This is a genomic window from Aeromonas sp. CD, assembly GCF_033349375.1.
In the GTDB taxonomy this organism is placed as follows: domain Bacteria; phylum Pseudomonadota; class Gammaproteobacteria; order Enterobacterales; family Aeromonadaceae; genus Aeromonas; species Aeromonas hydrophila.
In genome coordinates this window covers 2,319,370-2,333,036 of sequence record NZ_CP137631.1, presented here as the reverse complement: position 1 = coordinate 2,333,036, position 13,667 = coordinate 2,319,370, and the positions used below count along the sequence as shown (strand labels likewise).

At 63.6% G+C, this 13,667-nt stretch carries 14 protein-coding genes; 3 read left to right on the top strand and 11 right to left on the bottom strand.

Annotated elements, in window-relative coordinates:
- Nucleotides 1-62: 62 nt before the first annotated feature.
- Nucleotides 63-383, top strand: a complete 321-nt coding sequence (gene yfaE / locus R2E40_RS10950; protein ID WP_318165480.1) for a class I ribonucleotide reductase maintenance protein YfaE — start codon at nucleotides 63-65, stop codon at nucleotides 381-383.
- A 120-nt stretch (nucleotides 384-503) separates the two neighbouring features.
- Here the strand turns inward: yfaE and mltA are convergent, their stop codons facing one another.
- Nucleotides 504-1,655, bottom strand: coding sequence for a murein transglycosylase A (gene mltA, locus R2E40_RS10945; RefSeq protein WP_011706178.1), 1,152 nt, complete (start codon nucleotides 1,653-1,655; stop codon nucleotides 504-506).
- 150 nt (nucleotides 1,656-1,805) lie between these two features.
- Here mltA and R2E40_RS10940 point away from each other — a divergent pair, with 150 nt between their 5' ends.
- A complete protein-coding gene (locus R2E40_RS10940) occupies nucleotides 1,806-2,057 on the top strand; it encodes a DUF1289 domain-containing protein (RefSeq protein ID WP_318165479.1) in 252 nt (83 codons plus the stop codon).
- Between the two features lie 14 nt (nucleotides 2,058-2,071).
- Here R2E40_RS10940 and R2E40_RS10935 read toward each other — a convergent pair whose 3' ends face one another.
- From R2E40_RS10935 to R2E40_RS10910, 6 genes are all read right to left on the bottom strand, one after another.
- On the bottom strand, nucleotides 2,072-3,238 hold the full coding sequence (locus R2E40_RS10935; RefSeq protein WP_318165478.1) for an AGE family epimerase/isomerase: 1,167 nt from the start codon (nucleotides 3,236-3,238) through the stop codon (nucleotides 2,072-2,074).
- A gap of 86 nt (nucleotides 3,239-3,324) precedes the next feature.
- Nucleotides 3,325-4,173 (bottom strand): PTS system mannose/fructose/sorbose family transporter subunit IID, encoded by an 849-nt coding sequence (locus tag R2E40_RS10930; protein WP_318165477.1) that lies wholly within the window; start codon nucleotides 4,171-4,173, stop codon nucleotides 3,325-3,327.
- Nucleotides 4,173-4,976: a PTS mannose/fructose/sorbose/N-acetylgalactosamine transporter subunit IIC gene (locus tag R2E40_RS10925; RefSeq protein WP_011706182.1), complete on the bottom strand. Its 804-nt coding sequence runs from the start codon at nucleotides 4,974-4,976 to the stop codon at nucleotides 4,173-4,175. Before R2E40_RS10925 ends, R2E40_RS10930 begins: the two co-directional genes overlap by 1 nt.
- 12 nt (nucleotides 4,977-4,988) lie before the next feature.
- Nucleotides 4,989-5,483 (bottom strand): PTS sugar transporter subunit IIB, encoded by a 495-nt coding sequence (locus R2E40_RS10920; protein ID WP_318165476.1) that lies wholly within the window; start codon nucleotides 5,481-5,483, stop codon nucleotides 4,989-4,991.
- A gap of 9 nt (nucleotides 5,484-5,492) precedes the next feature.
- Entirely contained in the window at nucleotides 5,493-5,924 is a 432-nt protein-coding gene (locus tag R2E40_RS10915) for a PTS fructose transporter subunit IIA (RefSeq protein WP_318165475.1), read from the bottom strand.
- Between the two features lie 5 nt (nucleotides 5,925-5,929).
- Nucleotides 5,930-7,696: a class I mannose-6-phosphate isomerase gene (locus tag R2E40_RS10910; RefSeq protein ID WP_318165474.1), complete on the bottom strand. Its 1,767-nt coding sequence runs from the start codon at nucleotides 7,694-7,696 to the stop codon at nucleotides 5,930-5,932.
- Between the two features lie 211 nt (nucleotides 7,697-7,907).
- Here R2E40_RS10910 and R2E40_RS10905 point away from each other — a divergent pair, with 211 nt between their 5' ends.
- Nucleotides 7,908-8,915 (top strand): LacI family DNA-binding transcriptional regulator, encoded by a 1,008-nt coding sequence (locus tag R2E40_RS10905; RefSeq protein ID WP_318165473.1) that lies wholly within the window; start codon nucleotides 7,908-7,910, stop codon nucleotides 8,913-8,915.
- A 21-nt stretch (nucleotides 8,916-8,936) separates the two neighbouring features.
- Here R2E40_RS10905 and R2E40_RS10900 read toward each other — a convergent pair whose 3' ends face one another.
- From R2E40_RS10900 to fruB, 4 genes are all read right to left on the bottom strand, one after another.
- Nucleotides 8,937-9,497 carry a glucose-6-phosphate isomerase family protein gene (locus R2E40_RS10900; RefSeq protein WP_318165472.1) on the bottom strand — a complete coding sequence of 187 codons (561 nt, stop codon included), beginning with the start codon at nucleotides 9,495-9,497 and terminating at the stop codon, nucleotides 8,937-8,939.
- A gap of 197 nt (nucleotides 9,498-9,694) precedes the next feature.
- A complete protein-coding gene (gene fruA / locus R2E40_RS10895) occupies nucleotides 9,695-11,419 on the bottom strand; it encodes a PTS fructose transporter subunit IIBC (protein ID WP_318165471.1) in 1,725 nt (574 codons plus the stop codon).
- Nucleotides 11,416-12,405, bottom strand: a complete 990-nt coding sequence (gene pfkB / locus R2E40_RS10890) for a 1-phosphofructokinase (RefSeq protein WP_318165470.1) — start codon at nucleotides 12,403-12,405, stop codon at nucleotides 11,416-11,418. The genes fruA and pfkB overlap by 4 nt, the downstream gene beginning before the upstream one ends.
- A complete protein-coding gene (gene fruB, locus R2E40_RS10885) occupies nucleotides 12,405-13,505 on the bottom strand; it encodes a fused PTS fructose transporter subunit IIA/HPr protein (RefSeq protein WP_318165469.1) in 1,101 nt (366 codons plus the stop codon). The genes pfkB and fruB overlap by 1 nt, the downstream gene beginning before the upstream one ends.
- Between the last annotated feature and the right edge of the window lie 162 nt (nucleotides 13,506-13,667).

The window sequence follows — 13,667 nt, the reverse complement described above, 5'->3', positions numbered from 1 at the left end:
CTACCTGATGTCGGCCAGATCGACAGTGAAGTGAATACCAATGAGTTGGGTGATTTCGAGCTGTGAGTGACGCCACCGACACGCTGACCCCTGCCCCGCACGCGGCCCCCGCCCAGAGCGACGCAGGCTCGCCACGGGTGCATACTCAGGATGGCGTGCTGCACGCCCATCCCGGCGAGAGCGTGCTGGAAACCCTGGAGCGCCACGGTCATCACGTGGAGTTCCAGTGCCGCAGCGGCTATTGCGGCGCCTGCCGTACCCCGCTGCTGGCAGGCAAGGTGCACTATGCCGCCGTGCCGCTCGCCTTTGTCTCGCAGGGTGAGTGCCTGCCCTGCTGCTGCAAACCGGTGGGCGCCATCCGGCTGGACATCAAGAAGCGCTGAGACCACCCTCAGGTTCGCGTCAGCAAACAAAAAGCCGCCGGATTGCTCCGGCGGCTTTTTTACACCCATCTCTATGCCTGGTGGGCGGGCGGCTGATACACCACCCGCCCCCACAGGGCCTTACAGCCAGGGCGCGGCGGTCGGCCCATGGTGCAGACCCAGCTTCCAGACCCGGCCGAAGTGCTTGTAGTGACCGGCCGCGACACCGGCCTTCTCGCCCATGCCGTGGTAGAGGTCGAGGTGGCCCTTCTTCACCGCACCACCCACATCCAGCGCAATCAACAGCCGCAGCTGGTGCTTGCCGGTCCAGTTGCCCTCTTTGTCCAGCAGCGGTACTTCCGCCAGGATCGGCGTGCCCATCGGCAGCAGGGTCTTGTCGGCGGCCACCGCCGCCATCGGCAGCAGCGGAATGCCGGCGGCCCCGATCACGTCGTTGGTGGGGCGACGCTCGAAGAAGACATAGGAAGGGTTCTGCTCCACCAGCTCCTTGACGCTCTCCTCCGGCTGACGGTTGGCCCACTCCTTGATGGCCTTCATGGACATCTGCTCCTTGGGCACTTCGCCGCGATCGATCAGCACCCGGCCGATGCTGACGTAACCGTGACCGTTCTTGCCGCTGTAACCCAGATATTGCAGCCGATCGTCGTCGCCATAGTGAACGAAGCCCGAGCCCTGCACGTCCATCAGGAAGTTGTCGATGAGGGACTTGCTGTAGCCCAGCTCCAGCCCGCGGTTGGCCAGAGCCCCCTGGTGGATCTGGGCCCGGCTCGGGCAGCGTCCGCCGCATTTGGGCATGGCATAGATGGGGTACTTGTACTTGGCATCCGGGCGGTGACGCACCTCCAGCACCGGCGAGTAGTAACCGGTGAACAGCACGTTACCCATCCGATCCGAGCCGCCCAGCTGGGCCAGGCTGATACCGTAACGGGTGATCTGAGCGGGATCGCCGCCATTGGCCACCCAGCGGGAGAGTTGATGGTAAAGCTCGCCATAGCGACGGGTCATCTTGCCGGAGCGCTCCAGCACCAGCCGGCTCTGGGGGCCGAACTTGCTGTAGTCGGCGCGCTGTCGGCTGTTGACCCGCTCCACTCGCACCAGATCATCAGGCAGGGGACCGTCCAGATACTGCTTGCCCAGATTTTCCGGCACCTCGCAGTTGAGAAAACATCTGGCATCGGGTTTGTTTTTGGGCACCTGGGCTTGCTCAGAATTGCCCGCACAACCGGCCAACCCCAGCACTGCGGCGGTCAGCCAGTAAGCGTGTTTATTCATATGTCCTCATATAACACCAAGGGTTATGTTCGGCGGGGAAGATGCCAAATTTGCAAGGGGAAAGCAAACGCCTTCAGGCCTGTGACGGCGGATTTCTCCAAAGGGGATCTTCTGGGTTATAACAAGGTAACAGGGTGTGAGAGGCCATGGATGGAACAGCTCGAAATCTTCCCGCTGCAGAGCCCCTGCATCGGGGTCTGCGAAGTGAACAACAAGGGCTACTGCAAGGGGTGCCTGCGCAGCCGCGAGGAGCGTTTCAACTGGCTCACCATGAGCCATGCCCAGCAGCAAGAGGTGATGCGCCTGTGCCGGGGTCGCAAGGCGCGGGTGGAAGCCGCCCGCCGCAAGGCGCAGGAGGGGACCCAACCCGAGCAGCCGGAGCAACCGGGCTGGGATTTTTAAACCCAGCCCTTCTTTTATCCCTCTTTACCCCTCCTTTGCGCCACCCGCACCAGCTCGCTGAACGCCACGAACAGGTGATAGAAGGTGCTGGCCGGTGCATGGCCGGCCAACGGCGCCCCCGTCACATCCACCTGATCTATCCACTGACCCGGCAGCGCCGGCATCAGGTAATAGTCAAAAATCCGCCCCACCACAACGCCAATCCGGCGGGCAATCTCAGCCTCCCCTCGCCGCTCGTAGGCTGCCAGCAGCGCCTTGAGCTGCTCGGTCTGGCACCAAAGCCGGCTGGTCGCCCGATGGGGCCGCCCGTCATCGGTGAGCTCATCCAGCACCAGCCCGGTCGGCCCGTGGCCGTGAGCGGTGGCAAAGCGGCTCAGAATGGCGATCCCCTCGTCGATCTCGCTTTCAGTCGGCCCATATTCCCACCCTTGTGACAATGCCCGATAGCGGGCCAGCAGCCAGCACCACTCGTAGTGATGGCCCGGGTCGATCAGGTGCGAATCGGGATGGGTCGGGAGAAGCCGTTCATTGAAGAACTCCCGCAGCAAGGCGGGCTCCAGAAAGTGCTGGCGAAACAGCTGGTAGAGCAGATGGGCGCGCTCTTGCCAGCGCGGCTCATCAAAGCTCTCCGCTGCCACCAGCAGCGCTTCGAACAAATGCATATGGGGATTTTGACTGCGCAGCGCGCTTGCTGGAAAGCGAGAGTGAAACCCGCCGTACAGGGAGTCGGCAAAGAGCAGTTCGATGGCCTGATAGCGCGACTCGGCCTGTTGCTGCCAGCACGGCTCGCCGCTCAAACGGTAGAGCCAGCATTCGGCCAGCAGGGCAAAAGCGTATTCGTAGCAGCACACCGAACTGTCGGCTGGAGAACCATCGGCATTAAGGGAAAACAGCTGGTTGCCGGCACCATCATCAAAATGCCTCATGCCGAACCTGGCGCAGCGCTCTGCCAGCTCGCCCCCCTCATACCAGCCGAGCAGGGCTGCGTGGCTGAACACATAGATCTGCCGGCTCTGCACCCGAAATCGGGTGGGTTGCCAGAGGGGCTCGCCTGCGCCATCCAGCCCTTCGGCAAACAGCCCCCGCTCCCAATCAAATCCGCTTGCTCCCCAGCGGGGCAGCGCCTCCTCCACCAGCCAGCGTCGGCAACGCTGCGCGGCCTCTCTTATCTCGTCATGCATCTCATCACCTCTCCAGCCAACCCATCATCCAGCCCATAAAAAGGGAGAGCCCTGCTCTCCCCTGTCTGTGCTCACCCTCAACCTGCCTAGAAGAGCCCGACGGCGACCCCGACAAAGGCCACGACCAGCAGCCCCAGCATGGCCTTGACCGGCGAGACGTTGCGTCTGGCCATCAGATACCATGTGCCCAGCACCACCAGCAGCGGCATCAGCTTGGGAAAAATGCCGTCCAGCATGGCCTGCAACTGGATGTTGACCCCGTCGGAGGTGACGAAATCGAGCCCGGTGGAGAGATTGACGTAACTGGCCGCCACCCCGCCCATCACGAAGACCCCGAGCAGGGAGAGCGCCTCGCGCAGCTTGACCGACTCCGAGCTCACCAGCGCCTCCACCGAGCCGGTTCCCATCCGGTAGCCCTTCATGAACAGCATGTAGGAGCCGGTGATGACGATGGCGTTGAAGCTGATGATGTAAAAGAGCGGCCCCAACACGCTGCCGCCGGCGGCCAGCGCCATGCCGATGCTGAGCAGAATGGGCACCAGCATGCCCGGGATCATGGAGTCCCCGATCCCGGCGATGGGCCCCATCAACCCCACTTTCAGGGTGTTGATGGTCTCGCCATCGATCCGCTCGCCGTTGGCCCGCTTCTCCTCCAGCCCCACCGCCAACCCGTTGATGATGGCGCCAAGCTGAGGCTCGGTGTTGTAGAAGGAGGCATGGCGCTTCATCGCCTCCGTCCGCTCCGCCTTGCCGGGATAGAGTTTTTTCAGCGCCGGCATCATGCCAAGGCAGAAGCCGAAGGATTCGAGCCGCTCAAAGCTCATGGAGGAGAGGTTGTACATCATCCAGGCGCGCCAGCAGGCACGCAGATCCTTGAGAGTGAGGGCCACCGGCGCCTTGTTCACCGGCTGACCCGCTTGCAGCTGTGCGTCCATCAGAATTCATCCTCATCGTCGGTTTGGGTGGCTGCGCGGGCAGCCGGTGCAGGGCGCGGCTCCGGCTTGTAGTTGTAGTGGATGAGCGCAAGCAGGGCACCGATCATCACCAGCCCCACCATGTTGAGCTTGAGAAAGACGATGCCGACAAACCCCACCAGAAAATAGATCAGCATGCTGCTCTGCTTGATGATCTGCTTGAGAAGAATCGCGATGCCGACCGCCGGCAGTATGCCGCCTACCACCGTCATGGTGCGGATCACCAGCTCCGGCAGGCTGTTCATGAAGCCTTCGATGTACTGGTTGCCAAAATAGACGGCGATGAAGGTGGGCACGAAGCGCAGCACGAAGTTGCTGGCCTGCGGGAAGATGGCGCTGTTGAGGTAGACCCCCTGCTCATCCCCCTGCTCCAGTGCCACATCGGCCCTGTGGTTCCAGTAGGAATTGAGTACCATCATGAAGTTGAAGAGGATGGTGCCGGCGATGCCGATGGTGGCGGCAATGGCCACCGCCACCGACGGCTCCTTGCCCGACAGGATGCCCAGCGCAATGGCCGGAAAGGCGACAAAGTTGAGATCCGCCGGCATGGAACCGCCCGGCGTCACCATGGCGATATAGACCGCCTGCACCGCCACCCCGATGAGGATCCCGGTCTGGATATCACCGAGGATGGCCCCCACCAGCATGCCCGAGACCAGCGGACGGGTGATGGTGTACCAGCCCCCGGTCAATCCCAACAGCCAAGGGCTGCTGAGGGCACCGAGATAACAGAGTATCCCGATGAGAGTTGCTTCCAGAAACATGATGTCTGCTCCCTATTTCAGCTTTTTCTGGGCATCCGCCCAGCTGTAGTGGCTGGCGTCCGGCACCAGCCGAAAGTCAATGTCGTGGCCAAGACCGGCCAGGTAGTGGAAGGCGGCGATCTCCTGCGCCGTGACCGACTGGTTGGGGCCTATGGTGGTGGTCTGCTCGCGGGCACTCATGGGCCCGACGTTGATCTTGCCGTTGTGGTTCTCAAGGGAGATGCCGGCGGCGCAGAGCCGCTGCAGGGTGACCGGCGACTTGCCGATCACGAAGTAGCGCTTGTCGCTCGCGATCACCTTGGGCAGCTTGGCAATCGCCGTCGCCACGTCGAACAGCCATACCCGGGTGTCCGGTACGGCACCGATCATCACCTGGGAGAGCAGCGGATCGGCCGCCACCTCGTCATCGATCGCGACGATGCCGTCGCAAGGCAGCTCCCTGGCCCAGCACGTCACCAGCTGACCGTGGATCACCCGATCGTCAATGCGTACAAATGAAATGGCCATCTCGCTCTCCTAGAAGTTGTCGTCTTGCTGGTGCGCAACCGCCGGGGCCGCGATCACCATGGATTCCAGCGCCTGGGCCAGCAACTGGCGGGCCGCCTCGTGCACATCCACGGCATCCAGCAGCTCGGCGCTCATCAGCAGCATGGGGAAGTTGACCCCGGTCACCACCGCCAGAGGCTGTGGCCATTCGGGGTCAAACGCACAGCGGCACGCCACGTTGTAGGGGGTGCCGCACTCCATGTCGCACAGCACCAGCACCCCGTCAGCCCCCGCGCCATGGCGGCGCAGGGTCTGTTCAAACTCGGTGCGAAAGGCCTCGATTCCCCCCTCTTCGGTGAGGGAGACGGTCGCCACCGCCGGCAGCTCGCCGTAAACCATGCTGGCGCTGGCCAGCAGGGCCGGCGCCAGTGAACCATGGGTTGCGATAAGGATCCTCAGCATCTTGGTTACCCCCTCACATAGGCCTTGATGGTGGCGATGGTCGCCCCTTCACTCTCGCCGCTCGGGCGGATGCGATAGCGCCCCACCGAGGCCGGGACGATGAAGGTCTCGGCGTAGTGCACCACAAACGGTGCGAACGCATGGTCGGGGCTCTCCACCGTCGCCTCCCGTCCCTCGATCAGATTGAGTACCTGCACGGTACCGCCGGTGTCGTGCTCCACCGGCACGCTGAACCAGTGGCGACGGGTCTCGATGAATTCCCGCTCGTGCAACCCGGTGCGCTCCTCGCGCCAGCCCGGCCCCTCGGCAATGGGCTTGATACGATTGACCAGGTGCTTGCGGGTCCAGTCGCTGTCGCGCTCCCACTGGATCACCTTGCTGCCATGCGCCAGATGGATGGGGCGCGGGATGCCGTCGAGCCCGACCCGGCCCCAGTCCCACAGCTTGAAGGTGAAGATGTAGGGGGTGGCGCTGATCTCGAGCACCATGGCCCCCTCTCCCGAGCAGTGGACGGTTCCGGCCGGGATCAGGAAGTGATCGTGTTTACGGGCCGGAAAACGGTTGATGAAGCGCTCGTCATCGAAGGGCTTCTCGCCGCGCTGGGCGGCGGCCAGATCCGCCAGCATCGCCCGCGGGTCGATGCCGGTGCGGGTGCCGAGGTAGACGCAAGAGTCCGGCTTGGCATCGAGCAAGTAGTAGCTCTCGTCCTGGGTGTAGTGCATGCCGAACTCCTGCTGGATGTATTCGGTCAGCGGATGCACCTGCAGGCTGAGCGGCTGCCCCCCCACCGTGTCGAGAAAATCGAACCGGATCGGGAACTCGGCGCCAAAGCGAGCGTGTACCCGCTCCCCAAGCAGGGCGCTGGGCTGGCACAGCACCAGGTTTTGCGACGGGATCTCCACCCGCACCTCGCCAATGCGCAGGTAGAGGCTGTTCTCTTCCGGTACGCAATCAAAGCACCAGGCATAGTTGGGTTGGGCCGGGTCCAGATCACACACCTGCTTCATCCACTGCCCGCCCCAGACTCCCGGGTCGAAGAAGGGCACCACCCGAAACGGCTGGTGCGCCGCCTGATGCAACCCCGCCAGCAGCGCCGGCCCCGTCACCAGGGTCGGCTTGCCTCGGGTGTTGGTGTCGAGCAGGAAATCGATGGTGGGCAGTTGGGCCAGTTTATGGCGGTCAAACACCCGCCACTCGATGAAGAAGGCGCGCTTGTAGCGGCGCAGTATGTCCTCCTCCTCGTTGACGGCCCCCCAGTTGCCCAGCTCCTTGCACCGCAGTCGCTGCTGGATCTCCCAGCGGGCGAGATCGGCATAGACCCGCACATCCCCCCTCGCCACCAGCGAGGCGCCGCTGCCTATCACCACCACCAGGCCACGAGTTATCTCTGCGACCTGCTGCTGCAGGCGCGCCAACGCGGCCGGGTCAAAAAACTCCACCATCTTGTGGGGGGCCAGCACGCCAAACACCCGGTCCTCGGTAATGAAGCGCTCCAGCATCGCCAACACTTTTGATTCGGGCAGACGGGCCTGCTCCACCTCGATGAGCGTGTGGGGCCCAAGCCTCGCCAGCAGCTGGCTATGGAGCTCGCCCTGATCCACGCCGTGATAGCAGTCGATCACCAGCACCACCCTTGCCCCACCTTGCCCGTCTGCCGCGGCCTGCAGTCGCCGGGCTATCTCGTGCCAGCCGGCGCAGGCGGCGCCCTCATGGCCGGCGACCACCACTTCCGGGAATTTGTCGTAGTTGGAGACGTAACTCGAATGAATCATGGCTTGCTCTCTCGTTGACACCCGGGAGAGAGATAAATCGATTAACCTGTTAACCACAACCTGATAAACAAGATTAACCTCATAAAATGGTGTATTTGATCGCCAATATGGGCGAAATATGTGATCATGACGGCAATTTCATCATGGCAAGTTAACAACTAAAGGTTAATCGATATACCTTTGAGACCTACTCCCTGACAGGATCCATCCCATGAGCAATGTGACCGTTGCCGACATCGCCCGCCATCTGGGGGTGTCGACTGCCACCGTCTCCATGACCCTGCGCAACAAGGGGCGCATCTCCGAGCACACCCGCCAGCGGGTACTCAGGGCCATCGACGAGCTCGGCTATGTCTACAACCAGACCGCCGCCAACCTGCGCAACAAGAGCAGCAACCAGGTCGGTCTGTTGCTGCACGACATCACCAACCCCTTCTATGCGGAGATGACGGCGGGCCTCAGCCGGGAGATGGAGCATCACGATCTGATGCTGTTTCTGGCCAACAGCGAGGAGTCGGCCACCCGGCAGCAGCAGTTCACCGACTCGCTGCAGCGCAACAACGCCGCCGGCATGGTGATCTGCGCCACCCAGACCACTCCCCGCAGCTTCTTCGAGAGCCTGCAGCGCCGCCGCATGCCCACCATTCTGATCGTGCGGCCGGTGCCGGACGTGGCGATCGACTTCGTCGGCACCGACAACTTCCTGGGCTGCCAGCTGGCGACCGAACACCTGCTGAAGCTGGGCCACCGCCGCATCGCCTTTGTCGGGGGCAACCCCGCCTCCATCAGTCGCTCCCAGCGCCTCGGCGGCTACATGAGCAAGTTGCTCGAACACGGCATCTCTCCCAGGCCGGAGTGGATCATCGGCTGCGGCGCCAGCCGGGTGGAAGGCACCCGCGCCATCACGGCGCTGCTGGAACAGCACCCCGAGGTGACGGCGGCGGTCTGCTATCAGGACGTGGTGGCGCTCGGCGCCATTTTGGCGCTGCGCAAGCTGGGGCGAGTCATCGGTCAGGATTTTGCACTGGTGGGCTTTGACGATCTGCCGGAGACGGCGCTGGTGGACCCACCCCTCACCACCGTCTCGGTGGCGTCGCGGGAGATCGGCCGAAAAGCCGGCGAGCTGCTGCTCGAGCGGATGGCCGGCAACGACGAACCGGCCAAGAGCATCATTCTGCCCCCCACCCTGGTGGTGCGCCAATCCTGCGGCAGCCCCTAGCAGGCCGCCGCACGCGCTGTTTCAAGTGGCTTGCCCAGCAGAAGTGACAATCCGGGGCATGCCATCCTCCCCGGCCAGCACCCGCAGGCCAAAGCCGTGCGCTCTCAGCGCACCGTAATCGTGACCGGCGACGGCGGGCCAGACCGCCAGCGCCGAGAGCTGCGTCGCGCCGGTGTTGATGAGTCGATGGGCCACATGGCCAGGGATATGATGAACGCTGCCGGCAAAGACCTGCTCCAGCCGGCAGACACCGGCCATATCTTGCAGCAGCAACAACCCCTGCCCGCACAACCCGAAGTAGTATTCCGCCTGTTCGGCCCGCGCATGGAGATGACCGCGGGTCATGAAGAATTCCCGGCCAACCCGGCCCGCCTCCAGATAGGTGACCCCCATGTTGAGATCCCCCTCGCCTCCATGGCCGGGCAACATGGCGACCCGATAGAGCCGGGTATCAGGCGAAAGCGCCGCCGCGGCGTGCGGATCAGCAAACAGGCCCTGCAGGTCGGCCAGGGTGGTGCTCTTTTCCACCAGCTCGGCACCACCTAGCTTGCCGGTCGCAAAATCGAGAATGGGGGGGCTCATGGGCGTCATCATCTGCTCCTGAATATCGGGTTATCGGCAGGCGCGGCGGCGCCCTTCGGGGTCCCACGCTAGAGGGTTAATCCATTAACCACAAGCCAGGTTGCCCTACCCTCGTCACTTTTTTGAACAATAAATGTGGGCAATAAAAAAGCGGCCCAAAGGCCGCTCTCTTGTATAGCGTATTGCTGGTTAGCGGCTTATGCCGTGGCCAGCTTGGCCTGCTCTTCACCGCGCTTGAGCATAGCGTAGGAGACACCGGTCAGCAGCGAGCCTGCCGCAATCGCCACGATATACATCATGACGTTGCTGATGGCGTGCGGGATAAACAGCACGAACAGACCGCCGTGGGGCGCCATCAGCTCGCAACCGAACAGCATGGAGAGCGCACCGGTCAGGGCGCCACCCACCATGCAGGCCGGGATGACCCGCATCGGATCCTTGGCGGCAAACGGAATGGCACCCTCGGAGATGAAGCACAGACCCAGCACGAAGGAGGCCTTGCCTGCTTCCTGCTCCGCCTTGATGAACTTGGTGCGGGCCAGGAAGGTGGCGATCCCCATCCCCAGTGCCGGCACCATGCCGGCGGCCATCACGGCGGCCATGGGGGCGTAGGTTTTGGAGGCCAGCAGGCCGACACCGAAAGCGTAGGCTGCCTTGTTGACCGGGCCGCCCATGTCGAAGCACATCATGGCGCCGATGATGACACCCAGCAGCACGGCGTTGGCGGAGCCCATGTTGTTGAGGAAGGTGGTCATGGCATTCATGATGCCGGCCACCGGGCCACCCACCACGTAGATCATCACCAGGCCGGTAAACAGGCTGGCAAACAGCGGAATGATCAGGATCGGCTTGAGCGCTTCCAGGGTCACCGGCAGGCGCACCTTGTCGCTCAGGTACTTGGCGCTGTAACCGGCCAGGAAACCGGCCACGATGCCGCCAAGGAAACCGGCGCCCAGCGAGCTTGCCAGCATGCCGCCGATCATGCCGGGAGCGAGGCCCGGACGGTCAGCGATGGAGTAGGCAATGTAACCGGCCAGCACCGGGATCATCAGGGCAAAGGCGGAGCCGCCACCGATCTTCATCAGGGCCGCAGCCAGGGTGCCTTCCACCTTGAACGCCTCGATCCCGAACACGAACGAGAGCGCGATGATGAGGCCGCCTGCCACCACCATGGGCAGCATGAAGGATACCCCGGTCAGCAGGTGCTTGTAGGGGCCTGCCTTCTCTTCTTTCTTGGGTTGGCTGGCGCCGCTGTGGCGATAGGTTTTCGCCTCGGTCCAGGCCTTGTCGAGCTCGGCACGGGTTTTCTTGAGCGCCGCGCCCGTGCTGGTGCGATAGACCGGCTTGCCGTCGAAACGGGCCATGTCCACCTCGATGTCGGTGGCGAGGAACACCAGATCGGCGGATGCAATCTCCTCGGCGGTCAGGGCGTTCTGGGCACCGACCGAGCCTTGAGTCTCGACGCGGATCTGATGACCCAGCTGTTTGGCCATGGTCTCCAGCGCTTCTGCCGACATAAAGGTGTGGGCCACCCCGGTCGGGCAGGCGGTCACTGCCACGATGCGCTTGCCAGCGGCGGCCGGTTTGGCAGCTGCAGGCGCGGCTTGGTGACGATAGAGGCTGGCGCCGCTGGCGGCGGCGTCCAGCAAGGCGGCCGGATCCTGCAGGGCGAGATCCATGCTGCCCTGATAGACCCGCTTGCCGTCATAGGCGGCGAGATCCACCGGGGCACTGGCGACAACCAGCACCAGGTCGGCCGCGGCAATCTGCTCCTTGCTCGGTACCTGGCGAGGCTGCACGCTGGAGCCGACGTCTAGGGTGAGCTCCCAGCCAGCCAGTTTGGCCTGCTGTTCTATCCGTTTTGCAGCGAGAAAGCTGGTGGCAATGCCCGCCGGGCAAGCCGTAACCAAGATTGCTTTCATTGGGCATCTCCTGAGTTTTCCATTGAGGGGGTATGGCATTGAACCGGTGCCAGCGTATCCAGACGCTGTACGCGCACCTGTTCAAGCAAGGGGTTGAGCACACTGATATTGCTAAAGCCGACCGCCACCTGGCTGACCGCCAGCGCCGAGACGGCAGTGGCCAGCCGCAGGGTCTGCTCCGGCGCCCAGCCAAGGCTGAGCCCATGGGCGAGACCGGCCACCAGGGAATCGCCGGCACCGACCGTGCTGACCACCTGCATGCGCGGCGGAATCGCCTGCCAGACGGCATCCGGTGCAAACCAGATGAGGCCATCGGCGCCATTGGAGATCACCACGTTGGGGATCCCGCTTGCCTGCAGCGCGCGGGCACATTCGGCCTGCTCGCTCAGGGTCTTGATGGGGCGACCCGCCCACTGGCTCAGCTCTTCCAGATTGGGTTTGACCAGGGTCGGCGCCGCCTTGAACCCTTCGCTTAGGGCCGCGCCGCTGCAATCGAAGATCACCTGCTTGCCTCTGGCCTTGAGCAGGCGGATCAGATGGGCGCAGTAATCGGAGGCCACCCCTTTGGGCAGGCTGCCCGCCAGCACGAACCAGTCGGCGCGCGCTGCCAGTTGGTCGATGGCCTGCTCCAGGGCGCTCACTTCCTCTTGGTGGATGGTGAGCCCCGGCAGATTGAGATCGGTCACCCGACCGGATTGCTCGGAGATCTTGACGTTGATGCGGGTGCTGCCCGCGACGCGCACGAAGTGATCATTCAGCGCACGCTCTGCAAACAGGGAGACGAAGCTCTGCTGGTTATCGGCGCCAAGCCAGCCGGTGACGCCCACCTCGCGGCCCAAGTCCTTGAGCACCATGGCGACGTTGATCCCCTTGCCCGCCGCACGCAGGTTGGCCTCGCTCACCAGGTTCACCTCGCCCAGGCTCATCGCCGCGAGACGGGTGGTGAGATCGAGCGCCGGATTGAGGGTGATGGTCACTATGTCCATCAGTGCGCCCCCTCGCCCAGCCCGGCCGCAATGGCGGCGCCTATGCCCTTGAGCGCCGCTTCGGCATCCGGGCCTTCGACGCGAAACGCCAGACGGTGCCCGCACTTGACGCCAAGGCCGATGACCTTCATCAGGCTCTTGGCGGAGACCGCCTCGCCGCTGCCATCCAGATTCGCTACACGGATGTCGGATTCATACTCTTTGGCCACCTTGACCAGCATGGCGCCGGGGCGGGCGTGCAGGCCGTGGGGGTTGATGATGGTGAAGGTGTCGGACAGACCGCTGGCGGGCCCGGCTTGCAGCATGGCCAGCCCCTCGCCCCCTGCCAGCGTAACCAGCTGACCGGCAGCGGCCAGTTTGGCCAGGTTGTCGAGCTGCGGCAGATGGCCGCTATCTGCGGCGCACAGCAGCAGCAGGGCGCTGACCGGTTGTTCCCCTGCGTTCAGTGCAGTGCTAGGCGTTGCCAGCACCCAGCCGGTCTGGGCTGCTTGTGCCCGCGCCAACCAGACGCCCTCGCCCAGGTAGGCGGGTTCACTTGCCAACAGGGTGCTCACCATGGCGGCATCGCCCCAGCCGGCGGATTTGGCGCGGGCGGCGGCGCCCAACAGCAGCTGGTCGCGATCGTCCGCCGGGAAGTCGGCCAGTGCCAGGAACTGCACCTCTTTGGGCGCCGTCGCACCGGTCAGGATATTGATGATGGTGTCGGCATCGGTGGCCTCTTTCAATTGCGCCGCCGCCTGCTCGTCACCCAGCACGTGGGTGAGCTGGCGCAGAATGCCCAGATGCTCGTCGGACTTGGCGGCGATGCCAATGGCGACGTAGGCGATCTGCCCCTCGTCCCACTCGATCCCCTGCGGGAACTGGGCCACCATGACGCCGGTGTTCTTCACCAGATGCCGGGTGTCGGTGGTGCCGTGGGGAATGGCGATGCCGCTGCCAAGATAGGTGGCGTGCTGCGCTTCACGCGCCAGCATGCCATCTACATATCCCGCTTCCACCAGACCGGCTTCGGTCAGTTTGCCTGCCAACAGGGCAATGGCTTCGGCCTTGGTCGCCACCGACTGCCCCAGCAGGATCTGCTGTCGCGCCAACTTCAACATAGAGATTCTCCATCAGGTGCCGGGCGGCCTGACCGTACCGGCTCATCAAACATAACCATTCGTACCACTCGCCTGCTGACAATAGACCGGATTGCATCCCTTCGCGGGTCATACCCGGTTTTTATGCCCGGCCATCGATTGTCTGCTGACAAGCTGAATCGT